This window comes from Roseivirga pacifica, from assembly GCF_900111145.1.
Lineage (GTDB): Bacteria > Bacteroidota > Bacteroidia > Cytophagales > Cyclobacteriaceae > Roseivirga > Roseivirga pacifica.
Window position 1 is genome coordinate 1,866,826 of record NZ_FOIR01000001.1, and the last position, 19,966, is coordinate 1,886,791.

The 19,966-nt window shown below is 41.7% G+C and carries 21 protein-coding genes; 2 read left to right on the forward strand and 19 right to left on the reverse strand.

Translation table 11 applies throughout. The features are described from left to right. Positions 1 to 2: 2 nt before the first annotated feature. The 19 genes from BMW98_RS08470 to BMW98_RS08570 all read right to left on the reverse strand — a co-directional run bounded on the left by BMW98_RS08470 (position 3) and on the right by BMW98_RS08570 (position 17,967). Positions 3 to 1,301: a hypothetical protein gene (locus BMW98_RS08470; protein WP_090258064.1), complete on the reverse strand. Its 1,299-nt coding sequence runs from the start codon at positions 1,299 to 1,301 to the stop codon at positions 3 to 5. A gap of 25 nt (positions 1,302 to 1,326) precedes the next feature. Beyond that, complete coding sequence (locus BMW98_RS08475) at positions 1,327 to 2,187, reverse strand: hypothetical protein (protein WP_090258065.1); 861 nt, start codon at positions 2,185 to 2,187, stop codon at positions 1,327 to 1,329. Positions 2,188 to 2,216: 29 nt separating this feature from the next. Next, entirely contained in the window at positions 2,217 to 2,615 is a 399-nt protein-coding gene (locus BMW98_RS08480) for a hypothetical protein (protein WP_090258066.1), read from the reverse strand. Positions 2,616 to 2,685: 70 nt separating this feature from the next. Further along, positions 2,686 to 3,138, reverse strand: a complete 453-nt coding sequence (locus BMW98_RS08485) for a GNAT family N-acetyltransferase (protein ID WP_090258067.1) — start codon at positions 3,136 to 3,138, stop codon at positions 2,686 to 2,688. Between the two features lie 62 nt (positions 3,139 to 3,200). Beyond that, positions 3,201 to 4,043 carry an NmrA family NAD(P)-binding protein gene (locus BMW98_RS08490; protein ID WP_090258068.1) on the reverse strand — a complete coding sequence of 281 codons (843 nt, stop codon included), beginning with the start codon at positions 4,041 to 4,043 and terminating at the stop codon, positions 3,201 to 3,203. Between the two features lie 52 nt (positions 4,044 to 4,095). Continuing rightward, positions 4,096 to 4,599 carry an anthrone oxygenase family protein gene (locus BMW98_RS08495; protein WP_090258069.1) on the reverse strand — a complete coding sequence of 168 codons (504 nt, stop codon included), beginning with the start codon at positions 4,597 to 4,599 and terminating at the stop codon, positions 4,096 to 4,098. 99 nt (positions 4,600 to 4,698) lie between these two features. Then, entirely contained in the window at positions 4,699 to 5,685 is a 987-nt protein-coding gene (locus tag BMW98_RS08500; protein WP_090258070.1) for an AraC family transcriptional regulator, read from the reverse strand. A gap of 18 nt (positions 5,686 to 5,703) precedes the next feature. Further along, positions 5,704 to 6,321 (reverse strand): DUF4386 domain-containing protein, encoded by a 618-nt coding sequence (locus BMW98_RS08505; RefSeq protein ID WP_090258252.1) that lies wholly within the window; start codon positions 6,319 to 6,321, stop codon positions 5,704 to 5,706. 70 nt (positions 6,322 to 6,391) lie between these two features. Further along, positions 6,392 to 7,354, reverse strand: coding sequence for a sugar phosphate isomerase/epimerase family protein (locus tag BMW98_RS08510; protein ID WP_090258071.1), 963 nt, complete (start codon positions 7,352 to 7,354; stop codon positions 6,392 to 6,394). 533 nt (positions 7,355 to 7,887) lie between these two features. Continuing rightward, the gene (locus BMW98_RS08520; protein ID WP_090258072.1) at positions 7,888 to 8,370 is read right to left on the reverse strand and encodes a TPM domain-containing protein; all 483 of its coding nucleotides are present in this window, start codon (positions 8,368 to 8,370) and stop codon (positions 7,888 to 7,890) included. Positions 8,371 to 8,391: 21 nt separating this feature from the next. Next, positions 8,392 to 8,964 carry a GrpB family protein gene (locus tag BMW98_RS08525; protein WP_090258073.1) on the reverse strand — a complete coding sequence of 191 codons (573 nt, stop codon included), beginning with the start codon at positions 8,962 to 8,964 and terminating at the stop codon, positions 8,392 to 8,394. Between the two features lie 96 nt (positions 8,965 to 9,060). Beyond that, positions 9,061 to 9,636, reverse strand: coding sequence for a hypothetical protein (locus tag BMW98_RS08530; RefSeq protein ID WP_090258074.1), 576 nt, complete (start codon positions 9,634 to 9,636; stop codon positions 9,061 to 9,063). A 5-nt stretch (positions 9,637 to 9,641) separates the two neighbouring features. After that, complete coding sequence (locus BMW98_RS08535) at positions 9,642 to 10,238, reverse strand: hypothetical protein (RefSeq protein WP_090258075.1); 597 nt, start codon at positions 10,236 to 10,238, stop codon at positions 9,642 to 9,644. A 121-nt stretch (positions 10,239 to 10,359) separates the two neighbouring features. After that, the gene (locus BMW98_RS08540) at positions 10,360 to 11,676 is read right to left on the reverse strand and encodes a BNR repeat-containing protein (RefSeq protein ID WP_090258076.1); all 1,317 of its coding nucleotides are present in this window, start codon (positions 11,674 to 11,676) and stop codon (positions 10,360 to 10,362) included. Positions 11,677 to 11,816: 140 nt separating this feature from the next. Beyond that, entirely contained in the window at positions 11,817 to 12,608 is a 792-nt protein-coding gene (locus BMW98_RS08545) for a hypothetical protein (RefSeq protein ID WP_139177456.1), read from the reverse strand. 672 nt (positions 12,609 to 13,280) lie between these two features. Continuing rightward, positions 13,281 to 13,829, reverse strand: coding sequence for a CPCC family cysteine-rich protein (locus tag BMW98_RS08555; RefSeq protein WP_222843608.1), 549 nt, complete (start codon positions 13,827 to 13,829; stop codon positions 13,281 to 13,283). Positions 13,830 to 14,131: 302 nt separating this feature from the next. Beyond that, positions 14,132 to 15,457 carry a dihydrolipoamide acetyltransferase family protein gene (locus BMW98_RS08560; protein ID WP_090258079.1) on the reverse strand — a complete coding sequence of 442 codons (1,326 nt, stop codon included), beginning with the start codon at positions 15,455 to 15,457 and terminating at the stop codon, positions 14,132 to 14,134. 74 nt (positions 15,458 to 15,531) lie between these two features. Continuing rightward, positions 15,532 to 16,779: a competence/damage-inducible protein A gene (locus tag BMW98_RS08565; protein ID WP_090258080.1), complete on the reverse strand. Its 1,248-nt coding sequence runs from the start codon at positions 16,777 to 16,779 to the stop codon at positions 15,532 to 15,534. Between the two features lie 9 nt (positions 16,780 to 16,788). Further along, positions 16,789 to 17,967, reverse strand: a complete 1,179-nt coding sequence (locus tag BMW98_RS08570) for a trans-sulfuration enzyme family protein (protein WP_090258081.1) — start codon at positions 17,965 to 17,967, stop codon at positions 16,789 to 16,791. Between the two features lie 358 nt (positions 17,968 to 18,325). Here BMW98_RS08570 and BMW98_RS08575 point away from each other — a divergent pair, with 358 nt between their 5' ends. Beyond that, on the forward strand, positions 18,326 to 19,114 hold the full coding sequence (locus tag BMW98_RS08575) for a DUF6503 family protein (protein ID WP_090258082.1): 789 nt from the start codon (positions 18,326 to 18,328) through the stop codon (positions 19,112 to 19,114). 324 nt (positions 19,115 to 19,438) lie between these two features. Further along, complete coding sequence (locus tag BMW98_RS08580) at positions 19,439 to 19,933, forward strand: nucleoid-structuring protein H-NS (RefSeq protein ID WP_121505241.1); 495 nt, start codon at positions 19,439 to 19,441, stop codon at positions 19,931 to 19,933. The last annotated feature ends 33 nt before the right edge of the window (positions 19,934 to 19,966 follow it).

Consider the following 19,966-nt stretch of genomic DNA (forward strand, 5'->3'; position numbering starts at 1 on the left):
TTTTAGGATAAGCCCGATTCGGCTGTTTTAAATGCTTCAGTAGCTGTATTAAGGCTACTTTTGTTAGTTACGTTTACATCCGCTAGGGCTGTGTAGAAAGGTTGAGTAACCTTTTGATCTCTATTGCTTCCACCGTCACCAAAATCCTTTGCGAGTGCTTTAGCAGTGGTCAAATAGTCGGATGCTTCCATGCCCCGGCCAATCTTCCTTAATTTGGTCACCCCGCTAGGAGTGGACCAAAAGTAGGTAACCTTACTCCAAGATTTATGTACCACACGTTTAAGTGCACTTGCTGCTTTTTCTTGTGCTATAGGTACTGATGAATCTCCTTTGTTTCCATTATTTGCTTTTAGGAAGCTCAACATCCCGTTATCACGACTGGCGCTATTTATCTCTTTAATGTGGTGCTCACAAAGTTTAGGGTAGTCGAGTCTTGCTTTGGCGTTTATTTGACCATTATATATAAAGGCTATTCTTGGACCAAGAATGTGTTCAAGCGCATTATGCAGTACTGCTATTTCGTCTGTGTACCTGCTATTATCGTCATTATCTTCAATGGTCTTTTTTAGGGCTCTAAACTTTTTGGAAGCGGCATCAAATTCGGGTAGTAATTCATTTATGAGTTTTTCAAAATCATGTTCATCTCTCATTTCACCCACAAATTCCCCAGCTCTTTCACTTCCTAACCCTACTTTATCCGTTATTTCATCTTTTATCTCTTCAACCTTTTTGTCGAACTCCCTTTTTTTCTTCAATGCTTTATACATTGTTTTTAGGTCATTGCTGCTCAAGTTTGAAATCCCTTCCATTCCAGACAGCAAAGCGTCTCCTACTATGCTGTCGGAAGATGAGCTTTTCTTTGATTTAGACTTCTTTTTGGAGGATGAAGAGGAGCTTTCAGGCAATGATAGTTCACCGAGCAAGGTTGTAACTGCTTTTCCGGCTGTTTTGGCTGCTTCGGTGCAAACTTGAATTTTTTCTTCTGTAGAAAGTTGTGACCATATCTTTTTGACAACTTGAGATTCAATGGACTCTCCTTTTTCATTATTAAGAATTTGTTGAGTTTTCTCTCTTGCCTTTTTCTTAGCCTTTTCTCCCCATTTTCCCTTCCAATCTTCACCGCCTTGCTTTAATTGCTCCAGAATAAGTACGGTTCTTACTTTTAGTGCGGAAATAGCAGGGTCTGTGGTGTCTCTAAGCGACTCGTTATTTACCCTTTGAATGATGTGATGCTGGATTGTTTGAGAGGAGGCTGCCGATCTTCTCGTGTTTTGTTGTGTTGGTGTTGCGTGTGTTTTCATAATATTTCAGATGATCTGATAGGGCTTAATCGAATTCCATATATTCTGCATTAGGGTCATAATTGTTTTTTATTTCCTCTAACTCATCAAGCCAGGCTTGCCATACTTCAGGGTCTGACTCAGTTTTGTTGGGTAGTTGTGGTATTCTTTGTTGTAAGTATTGTGTTGCGGGGTTGTAGTCATCCTCGTCTCTTTCTTTCATTATTTCATCATACTTAGCAATGGCATCTTGTCGAGATGGGATGATGGGAATTTGATTTTCTCCATTTCTATCATATGTAATGTCGGCTGCGGCTACAAACTCTTTACCTTTCCAGTTTGATTTATTCAGTTTTCCTGCCAAGTGCATACCGGCACCGTTAGACTCCCTTGTTGTAGTTAAGTCGGCCATGGCATATTTACCCCCTAATTTTCTACCATAGTCTGGCCTTGCGCCTTCTAGTTTTACTTGTGTAGCCCATCCCGCTCTTCTAGCATATTCATTTACGCCTTCTTCTACCAAATAGCCATAGTTACTGGCAGATTGATTTTTAACAAAAGCTTCCCAGTGCTTGGTCTTAGGCATTTTGCCGCTGTTAATGCTTTTATCGACTTTTCTCTTTACAATACGGGTAGCTTCATCGAGTCTTTCCCACCCATTCCAAATCTTTTGGGCTTGTTGATTGGTCCACCCATTTTCAGTCCTCTTTTCTTCTAATTTGTAACCAGGACTCTGAATTATTTGTCTTTGAATTGGTTTTGAAGCCAGAGCAAGCTGAATTGATTGGGTTGGCCTATTATCAATAAAGGTGGAGGGACTTGTTGAAGGAGTTGTGTCGTTTTCCCTGTAAGAAGCGCCCCGATGCTTTGAAGAAGAAGCTGTGTTTTGCTGTGTGTGTAACTTCATGACTCTTCAATTTACTAAAAAATTGAACCTTATGGGGTTTTTGTATAAACAATACTGTCTTTATTCAGCGTTAACTTGATTGTTTCTCCTTCATCATCGATAAAGTTTAGCGTGATTAAAGCATATCTATCTTCGATTTTGTCTTGAACTGAGGCAGAATATAATCCAAGGCTATTTGTGTCTCGCCCTAGCTTTGATAAGGCTGCTTTTACCTTCGGAAATATAGCTTGCTGATTATCCACTAAATGGTCTATAGCTCTAACTTCCTCCTCGTAGGCATCGTGAACAAAATCGGCAGATTTACCATCGATGTACAGAATTACAAGCCCGTTGGTTTTTTGATTCAGATCAATTGAATAGGCATTTCTATCTACTAGCCTAAGGTCGGAAAATGCAAAAATTGTAATGGTACTGTCGAACTCTCTCATGGCATCTGGTGAAATAAAAAAATGGAAGTACCAAAATACGCAAAGTTGACTTTGCCCCGGGATTGAATTATTATTTATTCAATTCCATATGTAGAATAGGGTAGGGTTTGCCGGAACCATCTAATTCGGATCGCCCAATAACCGAAAAGCCAAAGTGCTGATAAAATCCACAGGCTTCAGGGTTTTGTTCGTTCACATCTACTTTGGCAACACCAAACTCTTCTGTAGCCAATTTCAGTAAATGTTTACCAAGCCCCATGCCTCTGTACTTAGGGGAGAGAAAAAGCATTTCCAAACTATTATCGCTCACACCTATAAAGCCAAGAATGCTCCCATTTTCATCTTTTAAACACCTTAATGTGACGGCATCTAAGTATTGATTAAGGATTAGTGGCTTAAAATAAGTGATGTCATCTTCGGTTAAAAAGGTATGTGTGGCCCTTACCGAAGCCTCCCAAACTTCAACGATTTCTGCATAGTCATTTTTACTAACCTTTTCGACCTTGAAATTTATGGTTGTCATGAGAAAATTGGGTTTTATGAAAAAGGTGCCGCTTTTTACTTAAAAGAGCGGCACTAAAATGATTAAACGACCATTACAGCAGGCTCGCCCCAAACGCCTGTTGCTGCGGTGGCCTTTACATAGGTTTCGAAGGGTGTGGCTTTTCTTCCTAAAACTTCTTCAATGTCATGAGATACTGATTGATTTTCAGCGTTCCCTAATACCTCTTTGAATAAGTACGAGAACAGCCAAACGTAATCGTCTGGTAAGCCAGCCTCCTTCATCATGTCCTTATAGGCTTCAATGGAGACAGCCTGAAAGACAATGGGCTTATCTATTGCCTCCGCAATATGCTCAGTTACATGTTTAAAGGTTAGTCTTTCTGGGCCAGTAACTGTAAGTGTGCGGCCGTTCCATTGGTCATTCAATAATGCTTTTACCGCTACTTCTGCTATGTCGTTTGCGTCTACAAATGGTATTTCTGCCTCAGGCATGGGCAATGCTACATGTCCGGCAAGAATAGGATCAAGCAGAAAGCTTTCACTAAAGTTTTGATTGAACCATGATGCTCTTACCAAGCTGTAGTTTAGGCCTGAACTAGCAATAATTTGCTCGCAGGCCTCCGCTTCTTTCTCCCCTTTTCCTGAAAGGAGCACCAACTTATTAACCCCAGCTTGTTTGGCTGCTTCAGTTAGTTGTGCGATTGCCTCTTTGGCTCCGGGTACTGCTAAATCCGGGTAGTAGGTAATGTATGCCGCGTCCATTCCTTCCAGCGCAGCAGCGAATGTTTCTGGGTTTTGCCAGTCGAACGATGGGCTTTCGGAACGACCACCATTTCTTACTTCGTGACCTTCTTTTTTCAATAGGTTGGCTACACGGCTTCCTGTTTTGCCCGATGCGCCAATAACTAAAATTTGCTTTTTCATTATGCTGTTGTTTTTGAGTTTGTTTGAACCTTTAGGCTCGTATTGAATCCATTTAACTTTTATTCTGAATGAGCAGGGAGGCTAATAGGAGTGAAAATGATAGCACGGAAAAAACGGTACGTATTAGGTGGTATCTGTTCCATTTCACTTCATAATTTGCTCTGATTTCAACGAGTTTTAGCTCGCTCAACTCCTTAATGTTGATGGCGTCTAGCCAGTTGTTGAGCGGAACATTGCCAGCTGCTGTTACTCCAAAGGTGCCTGCCGCATAGCAAATGGCTGCTACTATTGCTAGGTTGAAAATTCCTTTATCTGCTAGTTGATGGTTGAGGTAGGTGTTCCAAAGCAGGAAGACCAAAGCTCCTAGAAAGATGAACATAAACCATGGGTTAAGTATGGCCCTGTTTATCTGCTGCATGGTTTCTAAATAGCTGTAATCCGAGATTCTTTTGGTTCCTGGAATTACGGATACTTGCCACGCGAAAAATAGGCCTGATGACAACCCTGTGGTAAGAAGTGCTAAGAATGTTACCGTTGTTTTGAGTGGTAGCTCCATTTTATTTGCTTTTGATAAAGCAAAGTTGGTGGCTGTGTTATTGAATTAATTGACCGTTCGCGCCAGACTTTTGACACTTTGTGCCAAAGCCGTAACTGATTAGTGTGTTTTGCGGAATTCGGCAGGGGAAAGGCCAGTCCAACGCTTAAATGCTCTGTTAAACGCACTTTGTTCTGAAAAACCTGTTCTAAAGGCAATTTCGCCAACAGTGTTGTCCGTGTTCTTTAGTAGCTCTTCTGAAATTTCTTGTTGTACTTGGCTTACCAGGGTTCTAAAGTTATGGCCGCTTTCTGCCAACCTGCGATTAAGTGATCGCTTGCTTAATCCTAGTGATTCGCTAATATGTTCAATGCCGGGAATGCCACTTGGTAATGCATTGGTTACTAGTTTTTTAATGTCTCTAAGTAATTTGTATGCGCTAATTTCTATTCCTTTGGCTTCTTCGTCCATCCTGTCGCGCAAAAATCTGTTAATGCTCTCGTCAGCTTTGGCGGTTCTGGTGTTCAGGTCTTCGGTACGATAGGCAATGTAATTGTTAGCCTGATTGAATTTTACAGGGCAACGAAAAGTCTCTTGATACAACTGCAGGTTTTCGTGTGGTTCATGCTGAAAACAGACCTCAGTAGGGTAGAAGTTCTTGCCCGTAATGGCTTGCACTACTGTAACTGTTGCAGAAAAAGTAGCTTCATTGGAGCGTGCAACGCCCATTCTGTAAGGTTCGCGATGCAGATAAATTCGGGAATTGTCGCCAACATCTTTCACCTCAAACATATAGGTGTTGGTTAGCAGGTTGAAGTACCTTACGCTACGATCGAAGAGGTCTCGTGCTTGAGAGCAGGTTTTCCATGAGAGGCCGAGTACACCATAGTCGTCCATTTCCATATTGGAACCAACCCTTAAAGCACAGCCAGTTGGCAATTGCTCATGGGCTATTTCGTGCAGCTCAAAGAACAAATCGGCCGGAACTGCTTCTGGCCGATTGTTTCCCTCTACTAATGGAATGCTCGGAATAGCATCTTGGGGCAGGCCTTCACTTAAGACCTGCTTTACCATTTTATCATATAACCTAATGGAGGTGAATTTCATTTACCAATTAGAGCTTTGCTAAACGGATTGTTTTGTTGCTTTAACCAGCAACCAAATGGCAAAGGCCATTTCGCCCAAAATGCTTGGTATGGCAACGAGCATCAAGAAAACCTCAGCATAGTCCGAATAGTTCGGCAATAGGAAATGTGCCACGGTATCGAGCATATACATAACCCCTGCAATGGTCATAAATATTAAGATCCATTTAGGGATTGGCGCAATTCTGGCCAACAATATCAAATGTCCTCCAAAGAAGAATAAGCCAATTAACCACATGTTGTTAAAGGATTCTACCTGATGTAAAACGCCATCGGCCGAAGTAGCTTTTAAGGCAAGCGGCAGAGCATAAATTGCAGCTCCCATAATTGCGGCATGCATTATTCTTAAGTAGGTACTTAGGCGGGTAAGCACGTGGTCTTTGTACATCTCGAATAGTGCCCAAGCCACCACCACATCGAATAATACGGTAATGAGAAAAGCGACAATGCCTGCGCGTACCGTCTGTTCACTATTTTGGACGGTGTCCAAAGGGTTGGCTAAAATGGCCTCTAAAACGAAAAAATTGGCAAAAATGGCTGCAAAGAAGATAATGACGTAGCTGATCCCTGCAGTCTTGGCTAAAAGTCTGTTGTTCATTGTTTTAAGTTTGGTTGAAGATGAGTGTATGAAAGTAGCAATTGCCATCAACCAATCCAAAGACTTTAAATCATGGGTGTATAGCTTTTAAGTGATCAATACTTCTTTTTAAGGCTACTTCTGGGTTTGCGACCATGTCTTGCTCTATAAAAAAGTGTTTAACACCATTTTTAGCTCCTTCGCTTACTATGGACTTCAGGTCAAGAACGCCATCGCCAGCGGTGGTCATATAGGGGAAAAGCTCAATCCATTGGCTTGGGTCGCCACCATCGCCCGAGAATTCCTTTTTCTCTTTCATGTCTTTAAGGTGCATGGCCACATATCTGCCCGGATTGTTTTTTAGGTAAGCAACCGGATCGGCACCACCAGCAACTGTCCAAAAAATGTCCATTTCTAAAAATACAGTATCTGGGTCGGTGTTTTCCAAAATCAAATTTACCGGAATTTCACCTTCCATTTCGTGAAGGCCGTAGCCGTGATTATGATAGATGAATTTCAGGCCTTCTTTCTTGGCATTTGCACCCACCTCATTAAATACATCTGCCATTCTTTTGTAATCGTCAAGCGATGTGCGTAATTCTGGTGGAATTGAGGGAATGCCCACACATTCCATTCCTAATTCATGTGCAGCTTCGGCCATTTGTGGCATTCGGGTCTGTAGCGTTTCTATATCAGCATGTGTGGATGTAGCTTTTAGTCCAAACTCCTTTAGTGTACTTGCAAAGGTCTTCACATCATTACCAAAAAATCCACTTCCAGAAAAGCCCAATTGGGGTGTTACAGCGGCCCAACTATCTTTTACGCTTTGTACGCTAAAAGGGAATGGTCCGTATAGTTCCACTTCTTTATAGCCCATTTCAGCGAGCATTTTAAAACCAGCTCGAATGTCTGTATCCAACATTTTAGGAATTGAGAATAAGCCCAATCCGTAAGGGGTAGCTTTGATTTCAGAGGTGCTGCAGGCTTCCAAGCCGAGCGTCATGGCGGCACCTGTGGCAAGCATACCGTTTTTAATAAATGCTCTTCTTTTCATAAGTGGTGGTTTTGGTGGGTATTAAAAAATGAATAGTTGTACGGAATCTATGATTTCCAGGGCTAATAAGCAAAAACAGGATGTGCGTAAAGCTCAAACAATGTCTGTTCTTAACTAAAACTAGTCTAAATTGAAATTAACTGAATATCAAACAGTTGTGTGGTTAAAATCGTATTGTTAAGTGTACTAAACGAAAAAGATATGTCAATTAGATTAGCCTCAAGTTGTTCTCATTGTGAAGCATTTTCATCTGGTAAAATGTGCAAGGTTCACGATTTAAAAGTGAGTGAGGACTATGTATGTGATCGTTTTTCAATCATCCCAAAACTAGACAGCGCAAGACATTGCGGGAACTGCTCTCGCCATAATGCAGATAGCTGTGCTCACCCAAATACCGCTGCCGAAGGTATGTTGTGCGCTAGCTGGGCTCCGCAGGCATAATGGTGTCTGCTTAGAGTTAACCTCTTAATTGTCATGTAACTCTCGATTAGTATCTGGACTTACATGACTTTTTTGATGCGATTAATCTTAAGCTACTGTATCTCATTACCCGGCAGTTCTAAGTGGGTAATCACTGCTTGTGTTCCCGCTAAAATTCCTTCGTAGAATTCATCTTTTCTGAAATGAGGGAGCATTAGGCTGTCGATGAATTGCTTCACTAATTCGTCTTTTAGCACGCGTTCGGTACCGTAGCCTGTGGTTATTCGAGTCTCTTTAAGGGTCTTACTAAAAATAATAACCACCCCGTTGTCTTTATTCGCTTTGCCAACACCCAGTTTGTTTCCAGAGTTTACAGCAAAGTCTAGGGAGTTGTCGTAATCGCCCCAGTTGGGTGTGGTAATAATGGCGATTTCATTCGTGGTTTTTCGTTCGTGCTCTTTTATAAGCTTGTTCAAGCGTAGCTCTTCCGTTTCGCTTAGCACTTCTTCAATATCCAGAATGACAGAGAATTCATTTTTATTAGAGGAACAACTGAACAAAACAAACAGCGAAAATAAAAGCACAGCGTTTTTCATAGGCTAAAGCTACATAATTGCTTATTGGTTTATCAATTTCAATGTGTCCTTTATAAAATCCGTTTTACCTAAGACATAGGCACCTCTATCATTTCTGAATTTTTCAGCCAGCTCTACCTTTAGTTTTTCATAGGCTTTTGCCTGTTTTGGGTTTTCAACTAAGTAGTCTCTAAATGCTAATTGTTGCCACATGGCGTTGTGTCTGGGGCACATATGAATATGAAAGATTTGGGCTTTTTCACCGTTCGGATTGTAGCCTTTTCCGAACGACATATAGGCATCAATCCCTTCTCGTTCGGGTACTTTAAAGTGCGTGTAACCTAAAGGCTCGAATGCTGCAATTAATGTTTCATCAAAAAGAAGTTCATCTGGAATTTCAATCAGCATATCAATGTATGGCTTGGCTTTAATGCCGGGAATAGATGAACTCCCAAAGTGCTCAATACGCAATAGTTTTTCTGAGCTTATGTTTGATAAGATCAGTTCTTTTTCTCTCGAGAAAATATGTTGCCATTCGGGGTTGTGGTCTTCGAGCTTTATTGGGAAAAGGGTATTCCAATCGTCTCTGGTAAGTTCTGTTAGCTTGGTTTTCATTGCGTTTTTATTTGGGGTGAGGGAACATAACAACCAAGAATAAAAATACCCCAACCTGCATGCGCAAATTGGGGTAAAACCTAAATTTAATGGCTATTAAAATTGATAAACGAGTGAAAGCCTACTCAGATTGTTCAGTTGAAAGCTCATTATTCTAGTCTCAGAATATATAGGTTCAGGCAGTGCATCACCTTCGTCCTCTGTTTTGATCACATGATAGCCGATGTTAGGTAATATTTCCATTCCAATTAGTAGCTGTTGGCTCACTTTAAAGTTTACTCCAATAACTCCCTGAACAAAGGGGTCAGTACTGGTAGTCTTATACCTATTGTTATCGGATTCATTTTCAAATGAATGGTAAGAGAAGCCTAGGTCTAGGCCATACCTAAAAGTTAGTACATCGTTTATGGGTTTTCTGAATTCTTTACCAAGAGTGGTAGCAAAGCCTGTGCTCTCTATTTCGGCTCCGCTTAATAGGTTTCTTTTGAGTGATGTTACTTGAAGTAGTTCAACCCGCCATAAACTTTGTTCTATGCCAAACCTATACGTTAGCCCGAAATTAGATGTGCCCGAAAATACTAAGCCGAGTTCTTGGCTTTTTTCAGATTGTGCTTGAGAGAGCATGGGTATTACCGAAAGCACTAATAAAAGTATTGTTTTATTAATTTTCATAGTGCCTATTTTTGAAATCTGTAAACCAAGGATAGTCGAGCTGAAGTACTGGAGACTCCATACTCAAAAACGTTACTTTTGTTAGACGTTTCTGATCCGTCAAAGTAAGTGGTTGTACTTTTATTCATGGTATAGCCAACATAAGGTAGTACCTCAAAACCAATTAATATTTGCTCTTGAATTTTGTAATTGGCACCAAATACAAAGTTCAGCTTAGGTGTGTATGCATTATGTTTAGTCTCTCTATCATCATCGTATTCAATAGCGCTATGCGCAAGGTTTAGACCTAATTCAAGACCATATCTTAGGTCAAGCTTTTCTGCTATTGGTTTTCTGAATTCTTTACCAGCTTCAAAGCCAAACCTAATCGTGTTGGTATCCGTTTTCTCGTTGTTTACTTCTTCAGTTCTGGTATCTACAGAAAAAAGACCGGTGCTAAATCTCCATAAGTTATTTTCTTTCCCCACTCGGTAGGTAAAACCAAAGCTGTCAAAGTTGCTAAAGGTTACTCCAAGCTCTTGACTCTTAGTAGGTCCAGTTTGGGCGTTAAGAAATGTGGCTATAAAAAAGAGTGTTGTAATGAATGTGAGTTTCTTAATCATAAAGACGTATTTAATGTGTTAGCTAAATAGATAGTTGTTTGGCCAATACATCAATAACTATGCCTTTATTTTGAATTATATGGCATTAAAAATGAATTTTAATAATGTTAAAATGAATACTTTACTCTGGCCGGAGATCCAAAACTTGCACTGGTGCACTAGCTTTTTCAGAAAGTCCTTCTCCATCAACTTGCGTGTTTTTTTGTAATAGAAGGCTTAATTGCTGCTGAGATTTCCATAAGTGTGGGTCGAGTGTGGGTTCCCAAGCATTGTATCCGTTTTCAGAATAATCCTTGATCTGCCATGCTTCTGAGAATGGATGGCTGTTAGATGCAATGGATACTTTGTTGTCTCTTTCGGCATCTCGGAAGATTACATGTACTTGGTTATTCTTGCCTACTAAAACCTGAGGGCGCGAAATGGGGATTTGCTTTGTGCCCATACCGCTCAGGCTGAATGTTTGGGTTCGAAAGCCTAAGTTCTTTGTTTTCCATTTATTACCATCTTGATAAATGAGTTGGAATTGTGGTACTTCTGAGCCTTGTTCGCGCCAGTAGCTCACAATGTATGGTTCGCCTTTGATATTGGTGGTCATGGCGGTTTGGTTAATTAGTTCGCTGTTTTGGGGAATGTGCTGAACTATCTCGGCAGTAGCTTGAGTGATGGGTAGTTCGTAAGCGGTGCCATCGGACTTTTGCCAGGTTAATCCGCCATCGGTAGACTTGGCGTAAGACATATCGTTGTTGCTGGCGACATCGGGGCTTTCGCGCCAAACCCAAGAGATGTGGATGGTGCCCTTGGGGTCTACATAGGCTTGCCAATATGCATTGCGCTGGCCTTCACCATCAATTAAGTTGGTTTGTAAGCGCTGCCATTGACCCGTAGCAGCTTCATACTTATTGATGACCAAATTACCATTGCCAGAACCGCCATCGCGATAGAAAAAGAACAGCTCATCATTGGCACGATAGAACTCGGGGTAGGAGACCACGTTTTCTTCAGTGCCTATCATGGGCATTTCTGGTCCGAGTTCTAGGCCGCTAGGCTCTAAACTTTTGGCATAACGTAACTTGGTGTTGTGATGATCCCACGCCACATGTAAATAGCCAGCTGCATCCAGTTCAATGCTGATGGAATTATGTGCGTCCCTTACATTGCCTTTATATTGTGTTTTGTATGTTTCCCAGTCTGAGGAGCCAATTTTTCGTTTGGCTAAAACAACAAAACCATCAGGGTTGTAGTAGGCTGCATATTGATGCTCACTATCAGAAGTAAGTGCGTTTTTCCTGAAGATAACGGTGTTGATGGAGTTTCTGGCCCAACCCTCGCCAAGGGTGCTAATACTGGTGTCTGTTATGGTAGAACATGAAAGTATGCCAAATAGTAGCGCAAGTACAGGGAGAAGGGTTGAAGCGAAGTGTCCAAGCTTATAATTCATGATTGAATTTTAGCACTAATAATTTAAGTGTACAAGTTACAGCTACACAGAGGAGTGGTGATAATGATAACTGAATTTGAAGGGGGGGAGGTGTGCTGATTTGCGAGTTTACAGTTTAAGATAACTACTGGTCAATATTTTTATGAACAGCCACCACACCCGCTACACCCAGAGCACCCACCTCCACATCCGCTGCTGCAGCCACTACTGCATCCTACATCAGCAAAATCAGAAAAGTCTAGGGTGTTCCCTGTATCACAACCTATCCAATATGAACACCCTATACCATAACCATCACTTCTCGCTGAGTCTTTATCAATTTCTTTGAATAGGGTTTCAAAATCCTCTAACATGTTTTGGTCGAACCCTGGAATGAGTAAAAAGTTGTTACCAAGACTTTTGAGTTTTGATAGGGCTTTTTCTTTATCTGTTGATGCTAGGTGTTGAATTTCAGATTCAATAGTATTGAGTATTTGGCGAATTGAATTTGCTTGTTTTTTGCCGGTTGAATCAAGCTTTAAATTTCTATTCCACCAAAATGCCCAACTGGGGTTAAGCCGATTTACAATGGGCTCGGTCTTTAAAATGTCGTTCCGTAAATTGCTTATTCTTTTCAAAGAAGATTCCATAACGGCTTTTGCAAAATACCTAGCCTGAATTTGATCTGTTTCATCTGTAAAAACACTAGTAAAGTGGGTTTCGTACAAGTTGGTTTCGTAAGAATTGAAATGCTTTCCTTTCTTGATGTATTTGTATGTAAAGGACGTATTTAGTGATTCTGAGTAATTTTCTACAAGTTCTATGCTTAGAACTTTCTTAAGTATCAAATCCATTACACAGTACTTAAAACATTCCTTAATACTGTAGTCTTTTGGGTTGAGAAGTAGATAGGTTTGAGGAGGAGAATATTTTGTTAAATCAATCTTATTCATGGTTTTCTAATGATCCAGTTTTCTTTGATGTTAACTCGTCTGAAGTTATTATCCGAGAACCGTGTTTCGCAATCTGGCCAAATATGGCTAGGGGCTGGTTTATTAAATTTGATTCTATAGGAATTTAGAGTTTGATCATAATAACTCTTAAACGTTTTAGAAGATTCTGAGCCACCTGATGTTGGCCCATGATGAATTTCTCGGTTAAGCGTGTATTTACAAAGGTCTATCCAGTACGAATGAGTATAAATTAAATGTAAGTGCCAGACTTGATCAATTTGATCTGAAGGAGTGACAGGGTGACCCGAGGTGCACGCAAGGAATATGAATTTTTTATATTCTTCGATTGCTTGAAGTGCATATGTTAAACTCCATCCATTTTCCTTAACCAATCTAAGTGAAAAGGTGTAGTCTGAGCTTGGGTTATCCAGTTCGAACTTTTTCAGCTTGTCCCAAAGCTTTCTTTCTTCTGAGTCCATCAAGAGAGTAGTGATAACGAATGGATGTAGTGAATGGCCACATCCGTTTGTAAAAAGTTATAATGTAGTAAAATAGCTCAATCCCCGCAACGGTATCCACAAAGCACTACGTTGAACAACTGATGATTTTTTAGCAGGGAATTAGGAAGGACAGTTCTGACTGCTAGCATGAAGTGATGAGATAATATTGTTTTTACACATTGTTAGGCAACGTTATTTTCCATTTCCAATCAGTTCCTTTTTCAGTCAGAAACTTATTGTCAGCGAATTCAAATATTCTACCTCTTTCAAATTCATTTTCATCTGCTTTCAATCTTATTAAGTCAGTTCGTTTAGGGTCATAGAGTCCATAACTTAAATAGTTGTATCTGCCCATTGCTAAACTAATTCCGTAATTCGGCCCGCCAATTATTCTTTCCGGATGTTGATTGTCCTGACCATCATCTTCCCACCAACAAACTTTGCAGATATCGTAATTTCCACGTGCTCCAATTGTTCTATATCCGCAACAAGGACAAGATTCAAGTTTAACCGGTTCTCCGATAATCTTTTCAATATTCAGCTTTTCACAGAGGAAATCATTGGTCACAGATTGAAGTCGATTTCTTAACCAAATCATTAATACTTGGTCATACTTTTCCAATTCAGGGTTTTCAATTTCTTCTCCAAGTTCAAATTCACTCCGAATTGATTTCGGTAAAGAACTCCAACCTTTCGAACCGCTCCAATCCTCCAAAGTCATAACTTCTAATTGTTCAGCTCTTTCTTTTTTGGGAAAGCTGGTTTAGTTTGATTTTTGAATATTGCTCTATTGCTTGTTGTCTTTCCAAGTGTTGTTTTTAATGTTGCCTAACTCGTTTATATGCGGAACTTCTTAAATAATTCCCCAATAACCAACAATCGCACTTGTCTCTGCAATCGGGTTAGCAGTTATTGGTGAGGAACACCAATAACCACAAGATATCAATAACATTAAAAGAAAACCCCAATCTGATTACTCAAGCTGGGGTTCAATGTCTAGTGTCTAGAAACTAATATCTAATCCTAGAATCCGCGATTCAAATCGAATTTTTCTAGGTAATCGGCTACTCTGCGTACAAACATACCGCCTAGCGATCCGTCAACCACTCTGTGGTCGTAAGAGTGCGATAGGAACATTTTGTGGCGGATAGCGATGGCATCACCGGCTGGTGTTTCTACCACTGCTGGCTTTTTCTGCACAGCACCTAGCGCCATAATACCTACTTGCGGCTGCATAATAATTGGCGTACCCATTACATTGCCAAATGAGCCAACATTCGAAACGGTATAAGTACCGCCTTGCAAATCGTCTGGCGTTAGCTTGTTTTCACGCGCTCTTCTGGCCAGGTCATTCACCTTTTTAGTTAGGCCTGTTAGGTTATATTGGTCGGCATTATGGATTACCGGCACAATAAGGTTGCCGCTTGGTAGTGCTACTGCCATACCAACGTTTATGTTTTTCTTCTTAATAATGTTGTTGCCATCTACCTGAACGTTGATCATTGGGTAGTCTTTAATGGCCTGAACAACAGCTTCGATAAAGATTGGAGTGAATGTGATTGGCTCACCTTCACGCTCTTTAAACTGGTGTTTTACGCGGTTTCTCCAATACACAATATTGGTTACATCGGCCTCAACAAAGGAGGTTACGTGTGGAGAAATGCGTTTAGAATCAACCATGCGCTCAGCAATCATTTTGCGCATACGATCCATTTCAATGATTTCGTCTTCACCCGAAATAGAAACCGGCATTGGTTGCGGTGCTCTATCGGCTTTTGCTGCAGGGGCAGGAGCAGCCGGTGCAGCTACTGGTTGGCCGCCAGCCGGACGGTTCTTCAAGTAATCCAGCATATCCTTTTTGGTTACACGGCCTTCGCGGCCAGTGCCAGGTATGCGCTCAAGCTCTGTCATGGCAATGCCTTCTTCTTTGGCCATGTTCATTACCAAAGGAGAGTAGAATCGGCCCGATGCAGGTGCTTCCAATACAGCGGCTTGCCCGTTGTTGGCGGCAGGCACTGGGGCTTCTGCTTTCGCTTGTCCGTTAGCCGAAGGTTGTGGGGCTTCGGTTGCTGGAGCAGGGGCAGGAGTTTCAGCAGTTGCTACATCTGCTTCTGTTTCTATTTTGGCGATTGGCGCACCAACTGCCACTACATCACCTTCTTTTACAAGAATTTCTTTCAACACACCACCGTGAGTTGCCGGAACCTCCGTATCGACTTTGTCTGTGGCAACTTCAAGCACCGATTCATCAGCCTCGATTGTGTCGCCTTCTTGTTTTAGCCACGATAGGATTGTACCCTCCATGATACTTTCTCCCATCTTCGGCATTACCATTTCTACTATAGCCATAACTTAATTTTCCTACTTAAAATCGTTTGCACGAAAAACCAAAAATAAGCTTTTCGCAAAAGATTATCAATGTTTTATGTTGTAAATCTTTTTCTAACCAAATTTAATACTGCAATTTCTGTCAGTTTGATATTTAATTCTCTATTCTGAGTTAATTGCAGCTTTTTAGTGATGGTTTTTTCGCCATCAGCATAAGCAATCCACACGGTGCCCACCGGTTTGTCCGATGTGCCGCCTCCAGGGCCAGCAATACCGCTGCTCGAAGCCCCAATATCTGCTTTAAAGAGCTTTCTTACTCCTTCGGCCATTTCCTTTACACAGGCTCCGCTTACGGCTCCATGCTCTTCCAATGTTTCAGGCCTTACACCTAGCAGGTTAATCTTATGGTCGTTGTGGTAGGGCACTACTCCACCTTGAAAATAGGATGAAGAGCCTGCTATCGTAGTGATTTTGTGTTGAACATAACCACCAGAACAACTTTCGGCAAAGGCAATGGTTTTGCCGGTCTTTTTGAGTATGTCGCCAACGGCCTCCTCCAGTGTGGTATTATCATAACCATAAACATAATCTCCTCCAAGCGGTAGGAAAGATTTGATCAGTAAGTCAACGTCTTTTTCTAGCTGCTCCCTGTCTTCACCAACAGCGGTGAGTCTTAGTTTTACGTGTCCGACACTTGGTAAATAGGCCAATGAGACATGCTCCGGGAGGTTGTCTTCCCAAACCTTTATCTTGTCTGCAAGAAATGATTCACCAATGCCAACGGTTTTGATAAGCTTATGATAAATAACCGGGGTTTGAAAAACTTGCTGAAGTTTAGGTAGCACGTGCGTTTTCATCAGGTTTTTCATTTCGTGGGGAACACCGGGCATCGAAACGAATACTTTTCCGTTGCGCTCGTACCAAGTGCCTGGAGCAGTACCTAGCTCATTGTGCAATACTTGTGCTATTTTCGGTACAAGGGCCTGGCGCTTGTTCAGTTCTGTGAAAACCCTCCCTCTTCGTTCGAAAAAATCTTTTACATGATTAAGCACCGCTTCATTCATAATGATTTCCGAATCGAAATACCTAGCCAGCATAGGCATAGTAAGATCGTCATTGGTAGGGCCGAGGCCTCCGGTAATTAGAATGATGTCGGCTCGGCTTTCAGCTTCTTCAAAAGCCGTAAGAATTGCCTCTTCGGTGTCGCCAACTGTAGTTTTGCGAACCACTTTTATGCCTAATTGGTCGAGTTCGGCACTCATCCATTGCGAATTGGTGTCCGTAATTTGGCCGTAGAGAATTTCATCTCCAATGGTCAAAATTTCAGCGTTGATCTGTTTCATTTAGGTTTGCTAAAATGCTTTGTTCAATGCCTGGTCTATATCGGCAATAATGTCATCTACATGCTCTAAACCTGTCGATACCCTGATAAGTTCGGGTGTAATGTCAACTTTTTGACGCTCCTCTTCAGAAAGCTTAGCATGTGTAGTAGACCATGGATGCGTAACAATAGTGCGGCTGTCGCCCAAATTGGCGGTAAGCGAACACATTGCTATGTTATTTAAAAACTGTTTACCGTTTTCGGCCCCGCCTTTTATGCCGAATGAAACCATTCCGCCACCTGCTTTCATCTGCTTTTTGGCAACCTCATGCATTGGGTGCGAAGGTAGAAAAGGGTATTTCACCCAGGCGACACGTTCATGACCTTCTAAAAACTGAGCAAGTTTTAGTGCATTATCGCAATGCCTATCCATGCGCAGGCCTAACGTTTCTAAACTCTTCGAAATTACCCAGGCATTGAAAGGGGAGATGGCCGGTCCTGCACTGCGACTAAAGGCATAAACCTCATCAATCAGGTCTTGGCGTCCTACTGTAACTCCGCCCATTACGCGGCCTTGCCCGTCCATAAACTTGGTAGCCGAATGAATAACCAAGTCGGCACCATATTTAATTGGCTGTTGCAGGTATGGTGTAGCAAAGCAGTTGTCTACAATCAGAATCAACTCGTTCTGCTTGGCGAACTTGCCCAGCCATGCCAAATCAACCAAGTCGACACCAGGATTGGTGGGCGTTTCAACATAAAGCACTTTAGTGTTTGGTTGAATAGCCTCTTGCCAACTGGCAGGTGTTTTAATATCTACATAAGTGGTTTCTATTTGCCACTTGGGGAAAATCTTTTGAAAAACGGTGTGTGTTGAACCGAAGATGGACCTACAGGAGACTACATGATCGCCAGCACTTAAAAGTGCGGCAAAAGTTGAGAATATTGCAGACATGCCTGTGGCGAAAGCGTAACCGGCTTCGGCACCTTCCATAAGACAAACCTTATCTACCAGCTCCTGATAGTTGGGGTTGGTAAAGCGTGAGTAGATGTTTTTATCGTTTTCACCGGCAAATGCTGCACGCATTTCTTCTGCATCCTGATAAAGGAAGCTAGAGGTTAAATACAGTGGCGTAGCATGCTCCTGTGCTGAGGTGGTGGCAATCTGTGTGCGGATCGCCTGAGTTTCAAATTTCTTCTCCTGACTCATAAATCTGCTTAAGGATTCCAAAGTTAATTCACTTTCGTTTGAAAGCTAATTTTGACCAAGATAAGAGAGGGGAGACAGCCTGCCTACAAATGTTGCGGCAGGTAAAAGTCGGAAGCGAGAAGCTGGAAGCTAATTCGAAGAAGCTAAAAACCAAATCATTGGCATCCCTTCAGGGACTGAGGGTAAGTCAGAAGTCGGAAGATTGTTCACCCCTAAGTAGGGTTGAGCGTTTGGGCTTCACCTACTTGGGATACTTTTTGACGCCTTGGTGACAGTTTTGACGAGAATCTTACAGGCTTTAGCCGTATAGATAAGGTGTGCTTTTAAAAACCCTAGATAACCGTTAACTAGCATTATCATGAAGAAGATAGCAATAATTTTACTGAGCGCCTTTTGCCTTGCCTGTGGGGGCGCGAAAAAAGAACAAGTTGAGGAACCGAAGGCTGAAGCACCTTCTAAAACGGATCATCATTCCGCTTCAATCACCAAGGTGTTCGAGGCGCATGGCGGTTACGATACTTGGACTAGCCTTAAGCAACTTTCTTATGAAAATGGAGGAAGCAAAACGCTGGTTGAGTTGCAGAATAGGTATACGCGCATTGAGTCAGAAAGCCAAACTGTCGGTTTTGATGGCGAGAACGTATGGGTGAATCCGCCAAGCGAAAAAGCTGACGGACAGAGAATGCGATACAATTTAATGTTCTATTTCTATGCATTTCCATTTGTTGTGGGCGACCCAGGTGTTTTCTATGAAGATATTGAGCCAATTGAGCTTCAAGGGAAGGCTTATAATGCGGTGAAAATTAGTTACGGAAATGGTGTTGGCGATTCTCCCAAGGATAACTACATCATTCTTTCGGACCCTAAAACCAACCAAATGCAATGGCTAATGTATACCGCTACGTTTGGTGGCGATGAATCAAGCGATAGATTCAGCCTAATAAAATATGAAGGATGGAATGAGCTGGGAGGTGTTTTGCTACCAAGTTCATTGCAGTGGTATCAGTACAGCGATGGCGTGGTTGGTGAACCTCGTGGTGGAGCTAGGTTGTTTGAAAATATTCAGGTTTCTACTGAGTATCCTGCCATGAGCAACTTTGAAATGCCTGAGGGTGCTCAGGTGGCTAAATTGCCAGAAGAGAAGTAATTATTAACTCAAGGCCTCACGCTCACTCAAGGTGAGGTCTTGAGTTTTCAATTAGCAGCTTAGAAATTGCCAGCAGGCTGACCAGTTGATTCCACTTTTTACAATTCGTGTCTTTTGTTGAGCTACTTCATCAACAGCTTATGTTGGTTGAGGTATTCACATATTTTTATCACCAGTAGACACGGTTTCACTTTTCATTTTGACTTAAATTTTCTCTATTCGAGATTATTTTTTGCAAGCGTATCCTTTTGCAGTCAATTTTACGTTTAAGCTGTGTTTGGAACGCATATTGCGTAGCAGAACATCGATTAAATAACTATCAAAATGAAAGTAACTCCTAGTCAGACGAAAACCGTACTTAAATCGGCCCTGCTCTTTAGCTTGATGCTGATTTTCTTTGCGTCATGTAAAAGCCAGAAGGCAGTGCTTGACACAGAACCAGAACAACCAGAAGTAGTAGAACCAGAACCGGAGCCGGAACCACAACCAGAGCCGGAAGAACCAAAAGATGTTCGAACTGCTCCTGAACCAACCCTAGACAATAAGCTTAACAATTATTTTGCGGCAATTGCTGGCGCAAGCTCTACAAGCACTGCCAACAGCAATATTCAGGAGGCTTTAAGACTATTTGATGATGGTGGCGCACCAGTACTCATTATTATTTATGCGGCCGATGGAACCGAGGATTATGATGAGCCAACGGACATCACCAAGTACCTTAATTACATAAAGGACACTGGCAACAATGTGCACCGTGTAAAAGAGGTGGTTAAAGCCCCAAATGGCAAAATCAAAGAGTTGGTATTAGTTAAAAAGTAAGAAGAAGATGAGAAGCAATATTCTAAAATATAC